The organism is Flavobacterium turcicum (assembly GCF_011365745.1).
GTDB lineage: Bacteria > Bacteroidota > Bacteroidia > Flavobacteriales > Flavobacteriaceae > Flavobacterium > Flavobacterium turcicum.
Genome location: NZ_JAAOBY010000004.1, coordinates 55,786 through 72,682, shown reverse-complemented (window position 1 = coordinate 72,682; position 16,897 = coordinate 55,786). Strand labels below are relative to the sequence as shown.

Here is a 16,897-nt window from a genome sequence, read left to right as displayed (position 1 = left end):
AATGAAAAAAAGGAAAATTGAAATCATGGACACCACACTTCGCGATGGAGAACAAACATCGGGAGTGTCGTTTTCGGCCGCAGAAAAACTTACAATAGCACAACTTTTACTAGAAGAACTTCATATCGATCGCATCGAAATTGCTTCTGCACGTGTAAGCGAAGGTGAATTTCAAGGAGTAAAAGGAATTATGGCTTGGGCCAATGAAAAAAACTATACCCACCGCATCGAAGTGTTGACGTTTGTTGATGGTGGCCTTTCTATTGATTGGATGTTAAACGCTGGTGCAAAAGTTCAAAATTTATTAACCAAAGGCTCATTAAATCATTTAGTTCATCAATTAAAAAAAACTCCCGAACAACATTTTGAAGAAATTGCGCAAACCATCAATTTGGCCCGTCAAGAAGGCATCGAAACCAATGTATATCTCGAAGATTGGTCAAACGGCATGCGAAATTCGCCAGAATATGTATTTGAATTTTTAGATTTTTTAACCCAACAAAACGTAAAGCGCATTTTGTTACCTGATACGTTGGGCGTTTTAATTCCGTCTGAAACCGCGACTTTTATTGCACAAATCATACAAAAATATCCCAATACTCATTTTGATTTTCATGCACATAACGACTATGATTTAAGTGTAGCCAACGTACTCGAAGCCGTCAAAGAGGGTATTCACGGCTTACATGTTACCGTAAACGGAATGGGAGAACGCGCTGGCAATGCACCTCTAGAAAGCACGGTTGCGGTCATCAACGATTTTTTACCCGAAATTGAAATCGGAGTTAAGGAATCTTCCTTGTATTCTGTTAGCAAACTAGTCGAAACTTTTACTGGCTACCGTATTCCTGCCAATAAACCAATTGTTGGCGATAATGTTTTTACCCAAACTGCCGGAATTCATGCCGATGGTGACAATAAAAACAATTTATACTTTAACGATTTACTACCGGAACGCTTCGGGCGCCAACGCAAATATGCCTTAGGAAAAACTTCAGGCAAAGCCAATATTGAAAAAAACTTGCAAGAACTTGGTCTCCAGTTGAATCCAGAAGATTTAAAACTAGTCACGCAACGCATCATTGAATTAGGCGACAAAAAAGAAACGGTCACAAAGGAAGATTTACCCTATATTATTTCAGACGTTCTTGACAGTCATTCGTACCAAGAACGCATAGTGGTCGAATCGTATATTTTATCGCACGCCAAAGGTTTGCGCCCTTCCACTACCCTATCATTAAAAATAAATGGTGAAATCATTGAAGAGCATGCGCAAGGCGACGGGCAATTTGATGCTTTTATGAATGCTTTGGCAAAAATTTACAAAAGTAAAAACTGGACTTTGCCTACCTTAATTGATTATGCAGTGCGCATTCCACCCGGAAGTAGCTCTGATGCTCTATGTGAAACAATTATCACTTGGGTAAATAACGGAAAAGAATTTAAAACACGAGGATTAGATTCTGATCAAACCGTAGCCGCAATCATTGCTACTCAGAAAATGCTGAATGTAATATCTGAAGAAAGATGCAAAGGATCAGTGAAGCAAAGGATCAAAATTTTTTCTTTATTGTTGTGACTCTGAACCTTTGAACCTATGAACCTTTGCAACTTTGCAACTTTAAACCTTAAAACAATAAATGCTTAAAACATGAAATTAAATATAGCCCTTTTAGCCGGAGACGGAATTGGTCCCGAAGTAATAAACGAAGCAGTAAAAGTGTCCGACGCGATTGCTAAAAAATTCAATCATGAGATCACTTGGACACCCGCACTGACAGGCGCCTGCGCTATTGACGCTGTAGGTGTTCCTTACCCTGACGAAACTCATGAAATTTGTATGGCTGCCGATGCCGTTTTATTTGGCGCAATTGGACATCCCAAATACGACAACGATCCCACGGCAAAAGTACGTCCAGAGCAAGGTTTGTTGTTGATGCGTAAAAAATTAGGATTGTTCGCTAATGTACGACCTACCTTTACTTTCCCTTCGCTCATTGACAATTCACCATTAAAAAGAGAACGTATTGAAGGAACCGACTTGGTTTTTTTAAGAGAGTTAACCGGTGGTATTTACTTTGGAGAAAAAGGTCGCAAAGATGACGGAGAAACTGCTTATGACAATTGTGTTTATACCAGAGCCGAAGTTAAACGTTTGGCAAAAAAAGGATTTGAGTTAGCCATGACCCGATCAAAAAAACTATGCTGTGTTGACAAAGCCAATGTTTTAGAAACATCGCGTTTGTGGAGAGAAACCGTTCAAGCCATGGAGAAAGACTATCCAGAAGTGGAAGTTTCGTACGAATTTGTGGATGCTGTTGCAATGCGATTGGTACAATGGCCGAACTCATACGATGTATTGATTACCGAAAATTTATTTGGAGACATTTTAACGGACGAAGCATCTGTAATTTCTGGATCAATGGGGTTAATGCCATCTGCATCAGTGGGCGAACATACTTCGTTGTACGAGCCAATACACGGATCTTACCCTCAAGCTACAGGTTTGAATATTGCAAATCCGTTAGCAACTATATTATCTGCCGCAATGATGTTTGAAGATGCTTTTGGTTTAACCGAAGAAGCAGAAGCCATTCGTGCTGTAGTGAACAAATCACTTGAAGAAGGAATCGTAACAGAAGATTTGGCTGCAAAAGGAACTAAAACCTATAAAACCAGCGAGGTTGGCGATTGGCTAGTAGCCAATTTATAACAATTAAAAAAGAGAGTGCTAGCAATACTAAACTTCAAAACAACACTTTTACAGCTAGCACTTATTTCTTTTTTCAACAAATTAACCGCAACAAAAAAGGTGCTCATTTTCATGAACACCTTTTTTTATATGATTGAAAAAAATATTAATATCTTCCTCTGTCTCCACCACGGCTATCTCCACCACGGTTGTTTCCGTAACCACCGCGTGAATCACCACCACGGTTGTTGTTAAAACTTCTTCTTTCACCTTCTGGTTTAGGCTCAGATTTGTTTACAACAATTGCACGTCCTTGAACAGTAGCTCCGTTCAATTCGTCAATAGCTTTTTGAGCATCGTCATCATTTGGCATCTCAACAAAACCGAATCCTTTACTTCTTCCTGTAAATTTATCTGAGATAATTTTAACTGAATCTACTGCTCCGTAAGCCTCGAAAGACTCTCTTAAATCTGCTTCCTCAATACTGAATGGAAGGCTTCCAACAAAAATGTTCATATGTACTTATTTAAATAATACAACAAATGTAGTGCTAATTTTCTCTAATCTACTACATATTAGCTTATTTGTGATTTTATTTTAATACGTTCAACAAAACAGTTCTCATAAAGCTCACTCGAAGTACTTAAAAAACACTTTACCTTTTCGCTTTATAGCGTTACTTATTTAATTGGTATTTTATAAAAAACACCTTCTCTGAAAACCACGGTGTTTCCCACCAGAAGACTTCCGCTTGCACTTTCAACGCTGCAACGAAATGTCCCAGAAACAGTTTTAGCAGCTGTGTCATACTCGGTAATTACAATTTGACCACTTGCAGCATTAGTTCCTGTTTCATATTCAAATTGACCTTCAGTAGCTATAATTTTGTAAGTCACATTACTTGCATTTCCCTCCCCTAAAACATAACGTTTTATAGCAGTCTCAGCCGTTTGCAATTGAAAGACTTCGTCTCTTGTTTGTCCCTCAATTAACAAGGAACCATCGGCTTGAACAGTAGCTGTTGTATTCAACGCTCGCCAAAAAACATTGTCTTTTAAAGCCTGCATCGAAGGATTATTAAAACGAATATCCTCTTCACAACTAGATAAAGCTAATACAAGAAACAGTAGAACCGAAAATTTTTTCATTTTTAAATGCTTTTGAAAAACAAAAATAAAACAATACTGTATTAAAAAGCATAAAACAACTGGTCTTTTTATAAAATCGCTACGCCAACCAACTCAACTTCATAAAATTATTAGCAACAGTAGTATATATCTAGAAAAAATGTATCTTTGCACCCTTAATTAATCGAGGTCGAGTACCTCAAAATTTAATCACACGATTATGTCAGTAAAAATTAGATTACAAAGACACGGTAAAAAACAAAAACCTTTTTACTGGGTTGTAGCTGCAGATGCACGCTCAAAAAGAGATGGTAAATACCTTGAAAAAATTGGTACTTACAATCCAAACACAAACCCTGCAACTATCGAATTAAACTTGGATAGCGCTGTAAAATGGTTGCACAATGGTGCACAGCCAACTGACACTGCTAGAGCAATCCTTTCTTACAAAGGAGCTTTATTGAAGCACCACCTTGATGGAGGTATTCGTAAAGGAGCTTTAACTCAAGAACAAGCTGATGCTAAATTAGCTGCTTGGTTAGAGGCAAAAGCTGGTAAAGTTGATGCTAAAAAAGAAGGTTTGACAAAAGCACAAGCTGATGTTAAAGCAAAAGCATTAAAAGCAGAACAAGAAGTTAACGCTAAACGTTTAGCTGCTGCTGCACAAGCAGAGGCTGACGCAATTGCTGCTGCAACTCCTGCAACTGAAGAAGTTGAAGCTGAAGAAGCTCCAGCAACTGAAGAAAACAACGAAACTACTGAAGCATAATTTTAGCTAGCGACGATGCGTAAAGAAGATTGTTTCTACTTAGGTAAAATCGCTAAAAAATTTAGTTTCAAAGGGGAAGTTCTTGCCTATTTAGACACGGACGAACCCGAGTTATACGAAAATCTGGAATCAGTGTTTGTTGAATGCAACAAACACTTGGTTCCTTTTTTTATTGAAAGCAGTTCGCTGCACAAAAATGACTTTCTTCGCATTCGTTTTGAAGATGTCAATACTGAGGAAGACGCCGATGCTATTGTTGGCAACGACTTATATTTGCCTCTAAAAATGTTACCAAAACTTAGCGGTAACAAATTCTATTTTCACGAAGTAATTGGTTTTGAAGTTGAAGACAAACGCCTTGGCGTTGTTGGAAAAATCGAATCAATCAACGACACTACCGCACAACCTCTATTTGAAGTGCTCAACAAAGGAACTGAAATCTTAATCCCTATGATTGACCATTTTTTGGTTAAGATAGATCGTGAAAACAAAAAAGTGATCATGGATTTACCAGAAGGATTAATTGAAATGTACCTTTAATTTATTTTTTTGAACCATTAAGAAATTAAGGTTCATTAAGTTTTTCTCTCAATTCCCTTAATTTCTTAATGGTTTAATTTATCTTATTTTCATGTCTAATTTCCAATTCAAACAATTTGCTGTTGAACAAGACCGATGTGCTATGAAAATTGGCACTGATGGAGTTCTTCTTGGCGCTTGGACTCCAATAAGTAATAATCCTTTTAGTATTTTGGATATTGGTGCCGGAACTGGAATCATTGCATTGATGCTTGCGCAAAGAAGCAACGCTGAACAAATTGATGCTTTAGAGATTGACGAGGATGCGTATGAGCAAGCAACAGATAATTTCGAAAATTCGCCTTGGAGCGATCGCTTATTTTGTTATCATGCTGGTCTAGACGAATTTGTTGAAGAACCCGAAGACGAGTACGATGTAATTGTTTCTAACCCACCATTTTATACCGAGGACTACAAAACAGAAAATGAGCAGCGTGATTTGGCCCGTTTTGCTGATGCTATGCCTTTTGAAGAATTAATTGAGGCGGCCGATTTATTACTTTCTGAAAACGGAATATTCTCCGTAATCATTCCTTACAAAGAAGAAGGTAACTTTATTGCTTTGGCCAATGAATACGAGTTATATCCCTTAAAAATTACTCGTGTAAAAGGAACACCAACCACTGAAATCAAACGTAGTTTACTCGCATTTACTCGAAAAGAAACTATTGATTATACAGTTGACGAATTAATTATCGAAACTGAAAGACACATTTACACTCCAGAATATATTGCCTTGACAAAGGATTTTTATTTGAAGATGTAAAAAACTTCGTTTAAACAAATCCCAAATTTTCAAATTGCGCAATGTATTTGACTCATTGTTTGTACTTTTAAACTTCAAATTAGCCTCAAATTATAAAAATATAACAATTGTTAATGGTTTTGTTATATTTCTTTATGTAAATTTGTAGCTATAAAAAGTACTAAACCATGAAACCAGACTTATTTCAATCACCAGATTATTATAACTTAGACGATTTACTAACCGAAGAACACAAACTTGTGCGCGATTCTGCACGTGCTTGGGTAAAAAAAGAGGTATCGCCTATCATTGAAGACTATGCACAGCGTGCTGAATTCCCGAAACAAATTATAAAAGGTTTGGGTGAAATTGGTGGTTTTGGTCCATACATCCCTGTTGAATATGGCGGTGCTGGTTTAGACCAAATCTCATACGGTTTAATCATGCAAGAAATTGAGCGCGGAGACTCTGGTGTTCGTTCAACTTCATCTGTTCAATCATCGTTAGTAATGTATCCTATTTGGAAATACGGTAACGAAGAGCAACGTATGAGATATTTACCAAAATTAGCTACCGGAGAATACATGGGTTGTTTTGGCTTGACCGAACCTGATCATGGATCAAATCCTGGCGGAATGACAACCAACTTTAAAGATATGGGCGACCATTACCTTTTAAATGGTGCCAAAATGTGGATATCAAATGCTCCATTTGCTGATATTGCCGTAGTTTGGGCTAAAAATGAAGAAGGCAGAATTCACGGTTTGATTGTAGAGCGTGGCATGGAAGGTTTCACCACTCCAGAAACGCACAACAAATGGTCGCTTCGTGCTTCGTCTACAGGAGAATTAATTTTTGACAACGTAAAGGTTCCAAAAGAAAACCTTTTACCAAATAAATCAGGTCTTGGCGCACCACTTGGTTGCTTAGACTCGGCTCGTTACGGAATTGCTTGGGGCGCTATTGGTGCTGCTATGGATTGCTACGATACTGCTTTGCGTTATGCTAAAGAAAGAATTCAGTTTGACAAACCGATTGCGGGAACACAATTACAACAAAAGAAATTGGCTGAAATGATAACCGAAATCACCAAAGCACAATTACTAACTTGGAGACTTGGTGTTTTAAGAAACGAAGGAAGAGCTACTACAGCACAAATTTCAATGGCCAAAAGAAACAACGTTGAGATGGCAATCAATATAGCTCGTGAAGCCAGACAAATTCTAGGCGGAATGGGAATTACAGGTGAATACTCTATCATGCGCCACATGATGAACTTAGAATCCGTAATTACATACGAAGGAACACACGATATTCACTTACTTATTACAGGTATGGACATCACCGATATTCCAGCTTTTAAGTAGTAATAAACGTTTATTAAAGTATACTTAAAAATGATAATAGAAGCTTCTTGGAAACAAGAAGCTTTTTTATCTTTACAAAAAAAATCCTGCACATGAATATTGCTACCATCAACAATAGTATTCAGCCCCAAAAAGAACTATTGTTACAACATTCGCTCTATAATAAAGTAAAAACAATTGCTGATTTACAATGTTTTCTAGAAAACCATGTTTACGCAGTTTGGGACTTTATGTCGCTTTTAAAGGCATTACAATCTAAATTGACTTGTACCTCTACTCCTTGGTTTGCCACACCAAATCCGGAGACGAGATATTTAATCAATGAAATCGTGTTGGCGGAAGAGTCTGATTTGACTTTAGACGGAAAGCGTTCTAGCCATTACGAAATGTATATCGAAGCAATGGAAGCGTGCCAAGCAGACACCAATGGCATCAAAGCTTTTTTACAAGAAGTAGATTCGTTAAAAAACATTTTTGTTGCGATTAAAACAAGTAATCTTCACCCCAACATAAAAGCATTTTTAGACTTTACTTTCCGAGTTATTGAAGAAGGAAAAGCACATGAAATTGCAGCAGCTTTTACTTTCGGAAGAGAAGATTTGATTCCGAGTATGTTTACTGAAATCCTGAGAAATTTTCAAGCTAATTTCCCTGAAACCGACTTGAGTAAACTTATCTATTATTTTGAAAGACATATTGAACTTGATGCCGACGAACACGGACCAATGGCCATGACAATGATCACTGAATTGTGTGGTAATGATGCTCAAAAATGGTCAGATGTTGAAGAAGTATCGAAGCAAGCATTAGAAAAACGCATCGGGCTTTGGGATGCTATAGAAGAGCAATTACAAGTCGAACACTTGATGACAACTTAAAAAAAACGCAAAAAGTCCTGATATTTCAGGACTTTTTTTTGTCTCACAATTATTTAGATTTCCAGATAAATCCGTCTAAGAGATAATGGGTAAATTGAGGAACTGTCAATAAAGGAACGATTATAATTTGCCATTGTGCCATATCCAAACTAGGACTTGAAAAATGTTCCTGCCAAACTAAAACTTCCCATAAATATTCTTCTGAAAAGGCTATCAATACCAAAACTCCGATAAAAACAAGCCAACCTTTACCACCTTTGGCAAAAGCTACAATTCCAGACCCGCGGCTTTGCTTAAGATGTATTTCGTTAAGATAAATCAGCGCCATATAAGGAATTCCGTGCGCTACTACATTAAGCAAAGTAAAAATAAGATCGTTGTTGTAATACACAATTCCTAAATACCAAGATAAAAATGTACCTACAATAATTGCATTTTTTGGAAGATTAAAAAACTTTTGTTGGTAGGTTTGAAAAGCCGTTCGAAGCACATAAAACAAGAGAACAAAGCCATAAATCCATCCCAAAACTTCGAGCGTAAATCTATTTTCGACTCTAAAAAAATCATGTTCAGTAAACCATGTAAAAGCACGTGGACTGGATAAAAACCAGTACAACATCGGATACACAGTTGCCGAATAAATAAACAAATTATCAAAAAACACAGTCCACTTTGTTTTCGTTTCTAAACGCGAAAACAGTCGCATGAAACCATACTGTTGTCTGATAAAATGAAACACCGCGATGTAGGCCAAACACGACCAAAAAACAGTACTACCAAAACTAAAAAGCAGCATCCCAATCAAAAAACACACTAATGGCAAAACCAGCAGCAACGTACGTCGTGCTTTGAAAGCGTCAGGTACAAAATACGTTTTAAAAAGTGTAGCATAAACGTGCGCTACATCTATAAAAACAATCAAAAAAAGCCAGGTATAAAAAGAATATTGGTCCTCAATAACTCGAAAAGTATCATGAAAAATAATGACCAACAACGATACAAAAAAAGCTGGAGCCAATATAAAAACGCCATCTGTGAGTGGCTTATGTATCCAAGGTTGACGCATCGAGTATTTGATTTACGGCATGAATGCCTTGGTGAAACGCTTCTTCAAAAATAGAAATTCCGGCCAGATCAGAGTGAGCAAAGAAAATACGATTAGCTATAGCTTTGGCTGCTTCTGCTTTGGCTTTGCCAAAAATAAAACCCGGAACCGGACTAATCATTCCGTGACCTAACAAGTGTACATTAATTTCCTCTGTTTTCGATTCTATATCCGGATGAGCCAGACGCAAATCATCAAAAACTAATTTCTTCCAATGTTCCTTATTTTTATAATACAACTCCTTTCGGCTTTTGGCGCAATTATCACTTGAAAAACTGTAGTAATAAGTAATCACTTTTTTAGCATGCACTTGCTGAACAGATTGTTGTTGGTCGTAAATATACCCCAAGCCTTTGGCACCTTGAATAACATTATCCCAACACAAAGGATAACTGCCATTATCACCCAAATCAGTCACGACCAAAGTGGCCAACAACCAGGGTGCATAATGAAACTCTTGAGCCAATTGTTTGCGTTCAGAAAGCAAGTACTGATTAACAAATTGCGGACAAGCCATAATGACTTTTTCTGCAGTAATTTGAATCGATTTATTGTTCAAAGCATCAAAAACCTTTACTTCAACGCCATTATTATCAGTAGTTATTTCGTATACCAAATGCGATTGTAAACTTTTGCCTTTTACATATTTTTTCAAGTGTTGCGCTAATCGGGCATTGCCTTCGGGCCAAGTCAAAACAGTATCAGCGCCCTTGGGAGTACTGTCGTGTTTTCGCCCTGCGAAGTAATGAATTCCCGCCCAAGCAGAAACAAACTCGATACCCAAACCAAAATCGTCTCGGCAACAATAATTAATACATTCTAAAAGCAAAGGTGAAGTAAACTCATGTTGACAGCACCACTCAGCCATCGTCATTTGGTCAAGCGCACGTGTTTTGCTATCAGTCGAGGATTTCACCAAAGGGATATCAAAAAGAAATTTCCCATCTGCACCTTTAGCGAGTCGAAACTTTTCCATTTGCTCAAAAAAACGCTGCATTTGCGCTTCATCCTCGGGTGTATTCCCAATTCGAGGTAGCAATCCTTCTTGCCAACTGTTACGGTAAAATAAACGTTCGCTCGGGGCAAAAGTCAACTGAGCCTCATCAAAAACAGGGAAACTTTGGGAGTCATAACCTTGAATAATATTTTCTTCCTGCAAAAACTGCAGTAATTTAGTATCTGATTTATTAGGCAAAGGCAAATAATGCGCTCCCAAAGGAAATTTTGAATATTGATTTTCGCCGTTTGATGAATTGCCTCCTATTCCTTTTTCAAGTTCAACGAGTAAAAAATCAGTTTCGCCTCGTTTGCTGAATTCTCGCGCGGCACTCAAACCAGAAATTCCCCCTCCAACAATCAGGTATTTTACTTTTAATTGTTCACTTACCTTTGGAAAATTCTTGGTGCGTAAGCGGTGTCCTAGAATATGATTGGTACCTGTGATTCGAAATATAATTGACAATGCCTTCTCTTTACACGCTTGCAAAAAGGGAGTAATCAACACTGCTGCCGCAGCTGATTTTAGAAAAAATCGCCTCGAGAACTTATAATTTTCCCCACTCTTCATCAAAATAGCGTACTAAGATTTGGTTGTCTAAACGATTAATTTCGACTTCATTCGAAATCATGTCTTTAGCAAAATAATTGAATTGGTCGAACTGGTAATTGTAAAAACGCAGCTTATCAGCTCGCCTGTTTACGGTATTAAAAGTAGTTTCGAAACTGTTTATTGCAATCGAAAATCCCCATTCGCCAAACGAAGGAACATACGCATGGTAAGCATCAACCTGCGGAAAAGTTTCAGCCAAGGTTTTGTTGATACACCAAAAAGACTTCGGGGCAAAAAACGGAGAGGTAGTTTGCACTACGATTACCGCATCTTTAGCCAAAATCGATTTTATAGTGTTGTAAAAGTTCAAAGAATACAACTTGCCCAAGCTATAATTAGACGGATCCGGGAAATCAATCACCACCACATCAAACTTTGATTGGGTACTTTTGGCCCAGACAAAAGCGTCTTGATTCAGGACCTGTACCTTCGGATCGTTTAGTGCATTTTCATTAAAACCAGTCAAAATAGAATTGGTTTTAAATAATTTAGTCATGCCCTCATCTAAATCTACCAGCGTAATTTTTTGAACTTCGGGGTATTTCAAAATTTCGCGTACCGCAAGTCCGTCGCCACCACCCAGAACTAAAATATTTTTGGCGTTTTTTGCCATTGCCATTGCAGGATGCACCAAGGCTTCATGATAACGGTACTCATCTTTAGAACTGAATTGTAAATTGTTGTTCAAATACAAGCGGTAATCACTTTTATTATGGGTTAGCACAATGCGTTGGTAAGGCGTTGTGTTGGAGTAAATGATATTTTCGCCGTACAAATTGCCTTCTGTGTAGGACAAAATCGAATCAGAAAAAAAAGCGACTACAACTAAAGTTACAAAAGCACCAATAGCTTTAAATCGCAATAGGTACACATTTTTAAGCTCTTTTTTTAAACTAAAGCACAATACAATAGCAATACTGATATTGATCATTCCAAAGAACAAAGACGTGCCCATTATTCCCAATTTAGGAACCAAAACCAACGGAAATAAAATAGAAGCCAACAGCGCTCCGATGTAATCAAAAGTAAAAACATTGGATACTAAATCTCTAAAGGCTACTTTATCTTTAAGAATATTCATCAAAAGCGGAATTTCGAGCCCAACCAAACAACCCGTGATAAAAACCAACAAGTACAAAATGAGCTGAAAAGAATATACACTTTCGAACAATAAAAAAAGCACTACCGAGCTCAAACTACCAATAAGACCTACGAGAATTTCGATTTCAACGAAGGTATTGAGCATGTTTTTGGTTAAAAACTTCGCAAAATAAGAACCTACTCCCATTGCAAATAAGTACACCCCAATAATGAACGAGAATTGTTTTACCGAATCACCAAGCAAATAACTCGCCAAAGTACCGGCCACAAGTTCATAAACCAGTCCGCAGGTTGCGATGGTAAAAACTGCAAAAAGAAGTAAATATTCAAATTTTAAAAATTTTTTACCCATGAATTGCGGCACTAATAATCATAGAAAAACCAATAATAAGTGCACCAAATACAATGGCAACGGCTGTATTATTCTTTTCGGTGATTTCTTTCCAAGTATTTTCAGGAGTTAGTTTCTCGATGATAAAATAAGCAATCAAAAGAATTACAATTCCTAAAAGAGAAAATACCAAAGAGTTTAAAATAGGTTTTGATGTAAGAAAGTCCATAGGTTGAGATTTTAAAAATTATTTATGATAAAAACGGTTAATGCTACCGCGTGCATTTGACTCGGGTTTGTATTTTTCGGTTGTTTCGCAATCGCACAACTGATTTCCTGATGTATTGTAATACACAAACAAGAGGTAAAAAAACAAACCAATACCCAATGACAAGTAGTTATTTTTAATGTAGTTTAGTATATTTTCCATGCTTTAAGAGTTGTATTCAGAGTAACTGCTATCGGCCCAGCGGCGTTCTTCGAAATTGCGTTCTAAGTAAAATAAACCTACCAAAACCACAATCATGCAAATTAAAACAATCCAGATGTTGCGTGATGAAGGTTCGCTCCAAACTGCTTTCACTTTGATAAAATCGCTGGTTACATCCTCAGGAGCTTTCATCGAGCTGATTGTTAAATGGTATTGACCAGCAGGCACACCACACAAATTAAAACTCTCGCTATTTGAACCTTCGGACCAGGACTCGCCTTCGGTATAACCAGAATAGTATTCAATGTCTTTGCTGGCATAAACCTCATCGCCTGTTTTTTCGTTTACCAAAGCCACTTGTACATTCACCCACGAATTACTAACGGGTGCATACAATTCGACCGAGAGTGGCGCCGCACTACCTTGAAGGGTAAAACTTGGACTTACAAAATCTTTAGTTGTAGCGCTAGCTAATGGCAACTGCGTATCGAGGACATTGGCTGCCACTCTATCCTTATTGAAGTACCAATTGGAGATGATAATTAAAAGCGCTACTACACAAAAAGTGATCGCCAATTGACGCAAATCAATCAGGAAAGGTTGCACCAAACCTACACCTGCTTTATTAGGTAAAGTTGGGTTATCAAAAGCTTTTTTGACTACTGATTTTTTGATGTGCTCGCCTTTGTAGGCAGTTTGTACATTTGATTTTCGTTCAAAGGACAAAAGAAAAGGAGGATTAATATACTCAATCAACTCAGCCTTTTCGAAGATATCAAAATCAAAAAAACCACGAGCGGCTCTCAGTTTTGGATACGAATACGAATAACAAGTGTAACTTAAGTCTTCGTGATCAACCGTTTTTGGATGGTTGCCAACCTTTTTATCAAACTGAATTTCTTCAAGCCAAATCCAATGACCTGCAGCTTCAGATAAATAAGCAAAATCATCTTTGCTTTGCAACTGGTACTCTGCCCAAGCAAAACCGTCGTATTCTTTAATGAGTAAACCCGTAACGGTGTACTCTTTATCATTAAAAACACCTATTTGACCTACCTCCAAGTGTTCATCAAAAACAAAAGGTCTAAGTTGGTCTCTAAATCGCAAACCATCTCGATCTTGATATACGTATACGCAATTAGTACATGCGTAAATATTGACATCAAAATTCAAATCCAACTTAGTGGTATGGTTGCAATTGCTACAAGTAACCTCCATACTATTATCTATTAATTTCGAAGTCTTTTAAAACAATTCCTTGAAAATATTCCACATACTGCGCCATTACTGCTTTGACTTTTTCGGTATTATCCTGTAAATAATTACACAAATACACATCAAGAGTAAGTTGATTGAATTCGGGCCAAGTATGAATGCAAATGTGAGATTCTTTGAGGCAAACGGCTATGGTGAAACTATCGTTCTCGAAATCATGCACCACAGCACCTACTTTTTCGAGGGCGTGTTGTTGCAAAACAGCATCAGTAAAAGCCATGAAACCGGCGCTATTAGTGAGCTTGGATGAGTCAGGAACGCTTAAGGTGACTAGTTTATGCAATCCTGGCGAATAAGAAGTAAGCTCCATAGCACTTATTAGTAATTGAAAATCAAAAAAATATTGTACGAATATATCTCTTTCAATTGAATAAAAAAAGCCTCAAAATATTTTTACATATTTTGAGGCTCTACCTTTAATTTTGATTGCTTTTAATATTCTGGTGCCAATTCGAGTTCTAATCCTTCTAAGTCCTCCGTGATTGGAATTTGACAACCCAAACGGCTGTTTGACTTTACATAAAACGCTTCGGATAACATGGCTTCTTCATCATCGCCCATTTCTGGCAGAGGCACTTCGTTCAAAACGTAGCACTGACAAGAGGCACACATGGCCATACCACCGCAAGTTCCTTCAACTGGCAATTCGTAGGCTTTACAAAGCTCCATGATATTCATTGCCATATCCGTTGGTGCTTGTAGTTCGTGAACAACTCCTTCTCTGTCTTTGATTTTGATTAATACGTCCATGTTATTGGTTTTGTGAGTGTTTTACAAATTTTGATTGGTATTGGGGTTCGCGTAAAGGATGGCAGCGGCATCCTTTTATGGAGCCTGCGGAATAAAAGATACAGCGAACAGCCTGACCGTTTTATAAAAATAGGCCCTTCAGTACTACTACCGTTGGCCTATTTTTATAAAAGGGTTACGCCCAAATGCCTCTATAAAATATTGACAACTGTTTCTATTTGCGGTGCAAATTTTTTGATTGTAGTTTCAACGCCGGCGCGCAAAGTCATTTGATTGACGCTGCATGCGGTACAAGCACCTTCAAGACGGACTTTTACGTGCTTGTCATCTTCGATAGAAATAAGTGTAATATCGCCACCATCGGAATTTAAAAAAGGTCTAATTTCCTCGAGCGCTTTTTGAACTTCAATTGTTAATTCTTCTGTTGTCATTTTCTTTATTTAAAGATTGTAAGATTAGAAAATTGAAAGATTGAAAATCATTTTCAAAAGTTTCTAATTTTATTTTTTTACAGCAGAACAACCTGCCATTGTTGTAATTTTTACTGCCTCAGTTGGTGGTAAACTTTCGTTTCTTGCCACAACTTCGCGCACTACATTACGAGTCACTTCGTCAAAAATGTTTTCAACCGGTGAAGCGATTTGCATGGCCGCTGGGCGTCCGTAATCACCAGCTTCACGAATGGATTGCACGATTGGGATTTCACCTAAAAATGGTACTCCTAAATCGTCAGCTAGGTTTTTAGCTCCTTCTTGACCAAAAATATAATATTTGTTATCTGGTAATTCAGCTGGTGTGAAATACGCCATGTTTTCAATAATTCCTAAAACCGGTACATTGATCGCTTCTGACAAGAACATCGAAACTCCTTTTTTAGCATCGGCTAAAGCTACTGCTTGCGGAGTACTCACGACTACTGCTCCTGTAATCGGCAACGATTGTACGATAGAAAGGTGGATATCACCCGTTCCTGGAGGTAAATCAAGTAACATAAAGTCTAATTCGCCCCAATCAGCATCAAAAATCATTTGGTTTAATGCTTTGGAAGCCATTGGTCCTCTCCAGATTACGGCTTGACTTGGAGAAGTAAAGAATCCAATAGAAAGAATTTTTACTTCATAACTTTCGATTGGTTTCATTTTTGATTTTCCATCAACCGTTACTGAAACTGGTTTTTCACTTTCGACATCAAACATAATTGGCATCGATGGTCCGTAGATATCAGCATCAAGAACACCTACTGAAAAGCCCATTTTTGCAAGCGTTACAGCCAAGTTTGCGGTTACAGTAGATTTTCCTACTCCACCTTTTCCTGAGGCTACTGCGATAATATTTTTGATTCCAGGAATCGATTTTCCCTTAATTTCTGGCTTATCAGCAACCTCAACTTTGGTGTTGATTTTAACTTTAGCTTCGGGCGAAACTTTTTCTAGGATTGTTTTTTTAATATCGTCTTCGGCTCTTTTTTTGATGTGCATTGCAGGCGTGTGCAATACTAAATCAACAACAACCTCATCTCCAAAAGTGATAACATTGGTAATAGCACCACTTTCAACCATATTTTTACCTTCGCCGGCAATGGTAATGGTCTCTAACGCTTTAAGAATTTCTTTTCTATCTAATTTCATTTCTAATTCGCTGTTTTCTATTGGCATTTGCATACCAGAACATTATCTTTATTTAAACTGATTTCAGATTGCAAATATAGCATGAAAAGTTCTTATTTTAAAGGATTTGTATCGCATTTATTGATGCGTACATTAGTGCGTGCTATGAGGGAGTTATGCTAGAAATTATTCTTCTGTTGGGATTGTTGGCGTCCAGAAATGAGCCTCAAAATCAACAATTTGGTTGTCGCGTACTTCAATACCTTCGTTTTCTAACAATTGTTGCATTAAGTTAGATCCGTCAAAATGCATTTTGCCAGTAAGCAAACCGTTTCTGTTCACTACACGATGCGCAGGCACATCTTCAAGCGTATGCGAAGCATTCATGGCCCAGCCTACCATTCGGGATGATTGTGCCGAACCTAAGGCTCTAGCAATGGCGCCGTAGGAAGTCACTTTTCCGTATGGAATTTGCCGAACTAGGTCGTAAACTCTTTCAAAAAAATTTTCGTTTGCCATGCTTTTGATTGC

At 37.6% G+C, this 16,897-nt stretch carries 20 protein-coding genes; 7 read left to right on the top strand and 13 right to left on the bottom strand.

Annotated features, from left to right (window positions below; genetic code table 11):
• Window position 1 precedes the first annotated feature (1 nt).
• Both G9Q29_RS08570 and leuB read left to right on the top strand, forming a co-directional pair.
• Complete coding sequence (locus tag G9Q29_RS08570) at window positions 2–1,579, top strand: alpha-isopropylmalate synthase regulatory domain-containing protein (protein ID WP_166135728.1); 1,578 nt, start codon at window positions 2–4, stop codon at window positions 1,577–1,579.
• Between the two features lie 72 nt (window positions 1,580–1,651).
• Complete coding sequence (gene leuB, locus G9Q29_RS08565) at window positions 1,652–2,713, top strand: 3-isopropylmalate dehydrogenase (RefSeq protein ID WP_166135725.1); 1,062 nt, start codon at window positions 1,652–1,654, stop codon at window positions 2,711–2,713.
• A gap of 145 nt (window positions 2,714–2,858) precedes the next feature.
• On the opposite strand, the gene G9Q29_RS08560 is transcribed toward leuB, so the two are convergent.
• Together G9Q29_RS08560 and G9Q29_RS08555 are read right to left on the bottom strand one after the other, a co-directional pair.
• A complete protein-coding gene (locus tag G9Q29_RS08560; protein ID WP_166135722.1) occupies window positions 2,859–3,209 on the bottom strand; it encodes an RNA recognition motif domain-containing protein in 351 nt (116 codons plus the stop codon).
• Window positions 3,210–3,373: 164 nt separating this feature from the next.
• Entirely contained in the window at window positions 3,374–3,841 is a 468-nt protein-coding gene (locus G9Q29_RS08555; RefSeq protein ID WP_166135720.1) for a DUF6252 family protein, read from the bottom strand.
• 199 nt (window positions 3,842–4,040) lie between these two features.
• Between G9Q29_RS08555 and G9Q29_RS08550 the strand changes: the two genes are divergently transcribed.
• From G9Q29_RS08550 to G9Q29_RS08530, 5 genes are all read left to right on the top strand, one after another.
• A complete protein-coding gene (locus tag G9Q29_RS08550; RefSeq protein ID WP_166135717.1) occupies window positions 4,041–4,589 on the top strand; it encodes a 30S ribosomal protein S16 in 549 nt (182 codons plus the stop codon).
• Between the two features lie 15 nt (window positions 4,590–4,604).
• Window positions 4,605–5,129, top strand: a complete 525-nt coding sequence (rimM, locus tag G9Q29_RS08545; protein WP_166135714.1) for a ribosome maturation factor RimM — start codon at window positions 4,605–4,607, stop codon at window positions 5,127–5,129.
• A 91-nt stretch (window positions 5,130–5,220) separates the two neighbouring features.
• Window positions 5,221–5,934 (top strand): tRNA1(Val) (adenine(37)-N6)-methyltransferase, encoded by a 714-nt coding sequence (locus G9Q29_RS08540; protein ID WP_166135711.1) that lies wholly within the window; start codon window positions 5,221–5,223, stop codon window positions 5,932–5,934.
• Window positions 5,935–6,101: 167 nt separating this feature from the next.
• Window positions 6,102–7,280, top strand: coding sequence for an acyl-CoA dehydrogenase family protein (locus G9Q29_RS08535; protein ID WP_166135708.1), 1,179 nt, complete (start codon window positions 6,102–6,104; stop codon window positions 7,278–7,280).
• A gap of 92 nt (window positions 7,281–7,372) precedes the next feature.
• The gene (locus tag G9Q29_RS08530; RefSeq protein WP_166135705.1) at window positions 7,373–8,158 is read left to right on the top strand and encodes a DUF3050 domain-containing protein; all 786 of its coding nucleotides are present in this window, start codon (window positions 7,373–7,375) and stop codon (window positions 8,156–8,158) included.
• A gap of 49 nt (window positions 8,159–8,207) precedes the next feature.
• Here G9Q29_RS08530 and G9Q29_RS08525 read toward each other — a convergent pair whose 3' ends face one another.
• The 11 genes from G9Q29_RS08525 to G9Q29_RS08475 form a co-directional block, all read right to left on the bottom strand.
• Window positions 8,208–9,224 carry a hypothetical protein gene (locus G9Q29_RS08525; protein ID WP_166135702.1) on the bottom strand — a complete coding sequence of 339 codons (1,017 nt, stop codon included), beginning with the start codon at window positions 9,222–9,224 and terminating at the stop codon, window positions 8,208–8,210.
• Entirely contained in the window at window positions 9,202–10,725 is a 1,524-nt protein-coding gene (locus G9Q29_RS08520) for an FAD-dependent oxidoreductase (protein WP_225872918.1), read from the bottom strand. The genes G9Q29_RS08525 and G9Q29_RS08520 overlap by 23 nt, the downstream gene beginning before the upstream one ends.
• Before the next feature lie 82 nt (window positions 10,726–10,807).
• Entirely contained in the window at window positions 10,808–12,325 is a 1,518-nt protein-coding gene (locus tag G9Q29_RS08515) for a polyamine aminopropyltransferase (protein WP_166135699.1), read from the bottom strand.
• Entirely contained in the window at window positions 12,318–12,533 is a 216-nt protein-coding gene (locus G9Q29_RS08510; RefSeq protein ID WP_166135696.1) for a DUF350 domain-containing protein, read from the bottom strand. The genes G9Q29_RS08515 and G9Q29_RS08510 overlap by 8 nt, the downstream gene beginning before the upstream one ends.
• Before the next feature lie 18 nt (window positions 12,534–12,551).
• Complete coding sequence (locus G9Q29_RS08505; RefSeq protein ID WP_166135693.1) at window positions 12,552–12,734, bottom strand: hypothetical protein; 183 nt, start codon at window positions 12,732–12,734, stop codon at window positions 12,552–12,554.
• Window positions 12,735–12,737: 3 nt separating this feature from the next.
• Window positions 12,738–13,952 (bottom strand): DUF4178 domain-containing protein, encoded by a 1,215-nt coding sequence (locus tag G9Q29_RS08500; RefSeq protein ID WP_166135690.1) that lies wholly within the window; start codon window positions 13,950–13,952, stop codon window positions 12,738–12,740.
• Between the two features lie 4 nt (window positions 13,953–13,956).
• A complete protein-coding gene (locus G9Q29_RS08495; RefSeq protein WP_166135687.1) occupies window positions 13,957–14,319 on the bottom strand; it encodes an S-adenosylmethionine decarboxylase family protein in 363 nt (120 codons plus the stop codon).
• A gap of 122 nt (window positions 14,320–14,441) precedes the next feature.
• Window positions 14,442–14,759, bottom strand: coding sequence for a 2Fe-2S iron-sulfur cluster-binding protein (locus G9Q29_RS08490; RefSeq protein WP_166135684.1), 318 nt, complete (start codon window positions 14,757–14,759; stop codon window positions 14,442–14,444).
• A gap of 191 nt (window positions 14,760–14,950) precedes the next feature.
• A complete protein-coding gene (locus G9Q29_RS08485) occupies window positions 14,951–15,190 on the bottom strand; it encodes a NifU family protein (protein ID WP_166135681.1) in 240 nt (79 codons plus the stop codon).
• 69 nt (window positions 15,191–15,259) lie between these two features.
• On the bottom strand, window positions 15,260–16,387 hold the full coding sequence (locus tag G9Q29_RS08480) for an Mrp/NBP35 family ATP-binding protein (RefSeq protein ID WP_166135678.1): 1,128 nt from the start codon (window positions 16,385–16,387) through the stop codon (window positions 15,260–15,262).
• 165 nt (window positions 16,388–16,552) lie between these two features.
• Entirely contained in the window at window positions 16,553–16,885 is a 333-nt protein-coding gene (locus G9Q29_RS08475) for an MGMT family protein (RefSeq protein ID WP_166135675.1), read from the bottom strand.
• Window positions 16,886–16,897: the final 12 nt, after the last annotated feature.

Bases quoted from the DNA above. Each gene is read 5' to 3' on its own strand.
- G9Q29_RS08570 (WP_166135728.1), top strand. From the start codon at position 2: ATGAAAAAAAGGAAAATTGAAATCATGGACACCACACTTCGCGATGGA.
- leuB (WP_166135725.1), top strand. From the start codon at position 1,652: ATGAAATTAAATATAGCCCTTTTAGCCGGAGACGGAATTGGTCCCGAA.
- G9Q29_RS08560 (WP_166135722.1), bottom strand. From the start codon at position 3,209: ATGAACATTTTTGTTGGAAGCCTTCCATTCAGTATTGAGGAAGCAGAT.
- G9Q29_RS08555 (WP_166135720.1), bottom strand. From the start codon at position 3,841: ATGAAAAAATTTTCGGTTCTACTGTTTCTTGTATTAGCTTTATCTAGT.
- G9Q29_RS08550 (WP_166135717.1), top strand. From the start codon at position 4,041: ATGTCAGTAAAAATTAGATTACAAAGACACGGTAAAAAACAAAAACCT.
- rimM (WP_166135714.1), top strand. From the start codon at position 4,605: ATGCGTAAAGAAGATTGTTTCTACTTAGGTAAAATCGCTAAAAAATTT.
- G9Q29_RS08540 (WP_166135711.1), top strand. From the start codon at position 5,221: ATGTCTAATTTCCAATTCAAACAATTTGCTGTTGAACAAGACCGATGT.
- G9Q29_RS08535 (WP_166135708.1), top strand. From the start codon at position 6,102: ATGAAACCAGACTTATTTCAATCACCAGATTATTATAACTTAGACGAT.
- G9Q29_RS08530 (WP_166135705.1), top strand. From the start codon at position 7,373: ATGAATATTGCTACCATCAACAATAGTATTCAGCCCCAAAAAGAACTA.
- G9Q29_RS08525 (WP_166135702.1), bottom strand. From the start codon at position 9,224: ATGCGTCAACCTTGGATACATAAGCCACTCACAGATGGCGTTTTTATA.
- G9Q29_RS08515 (WP_166135699.1), bottom strand. From the start codon at position 12,325: ATGGGTAAAAAATTTTTAAAATTTGAATATTTACTTCTTTTTGCAGTT.
- G9Q29_RS08510 (WP_166135696.1), bottom strand. From the start codon at position 12,533: ATGGACTTTCTTACATCAAAACCTATTTTAAACTCTTTGGTATTTTCT.
- G9Q29_RS08505 (WP_166135693.1), bottom strand. From the start codon at position 12,734: ATGGAAAATATACTAAACTACATTAAAAATAACTACTTGTCATTGGGT.
- G9Q29_RS08500 (WP_166135690.1), bottom strand. From the start codon at position 13,952: ATGGAGGTTACTTGTAGCAATTGCAACCATACCACTAAGTTGGATTTG.
- G9Q29_RS08495 (WP_166135687.1), bottom strand. From the start codon at position 14,319: ATGGAGCTTACTTCTTATTCGCCAGGATTGCATAAACTAGTCACCTTA.
- G9Q29_RS08490 (WP_166135684.1), bottom strand. From the start codon at position 14,759: ATGGACGTATTAATCAAAATCAAAGACAGAGAAGGAGTTGTTCACGAA.
- G9Q29_RS08485 (WP_166135681.1), bottom strand. From the start codon at position 15,190: ATGACAACAGAAGAATTAACAATTGAAGTTCAAAAAGCGCTCGAGGAA.
- G9Q29_RS08480 (WP_166135678.1), bottom strand. From the start codon at position 16,387: ATGAAATTAGATAGAAAAGAAATTCTTAAAGCGTTAGAGACCATTACC.
- G9Q29_RS08475 (WP_166135675.1), bottom strand. From the start codon at position 16,885: ATGGCAAACGAAAATTTTTTTGAAAGAGTTTACGACCTAGTTCGGCAA.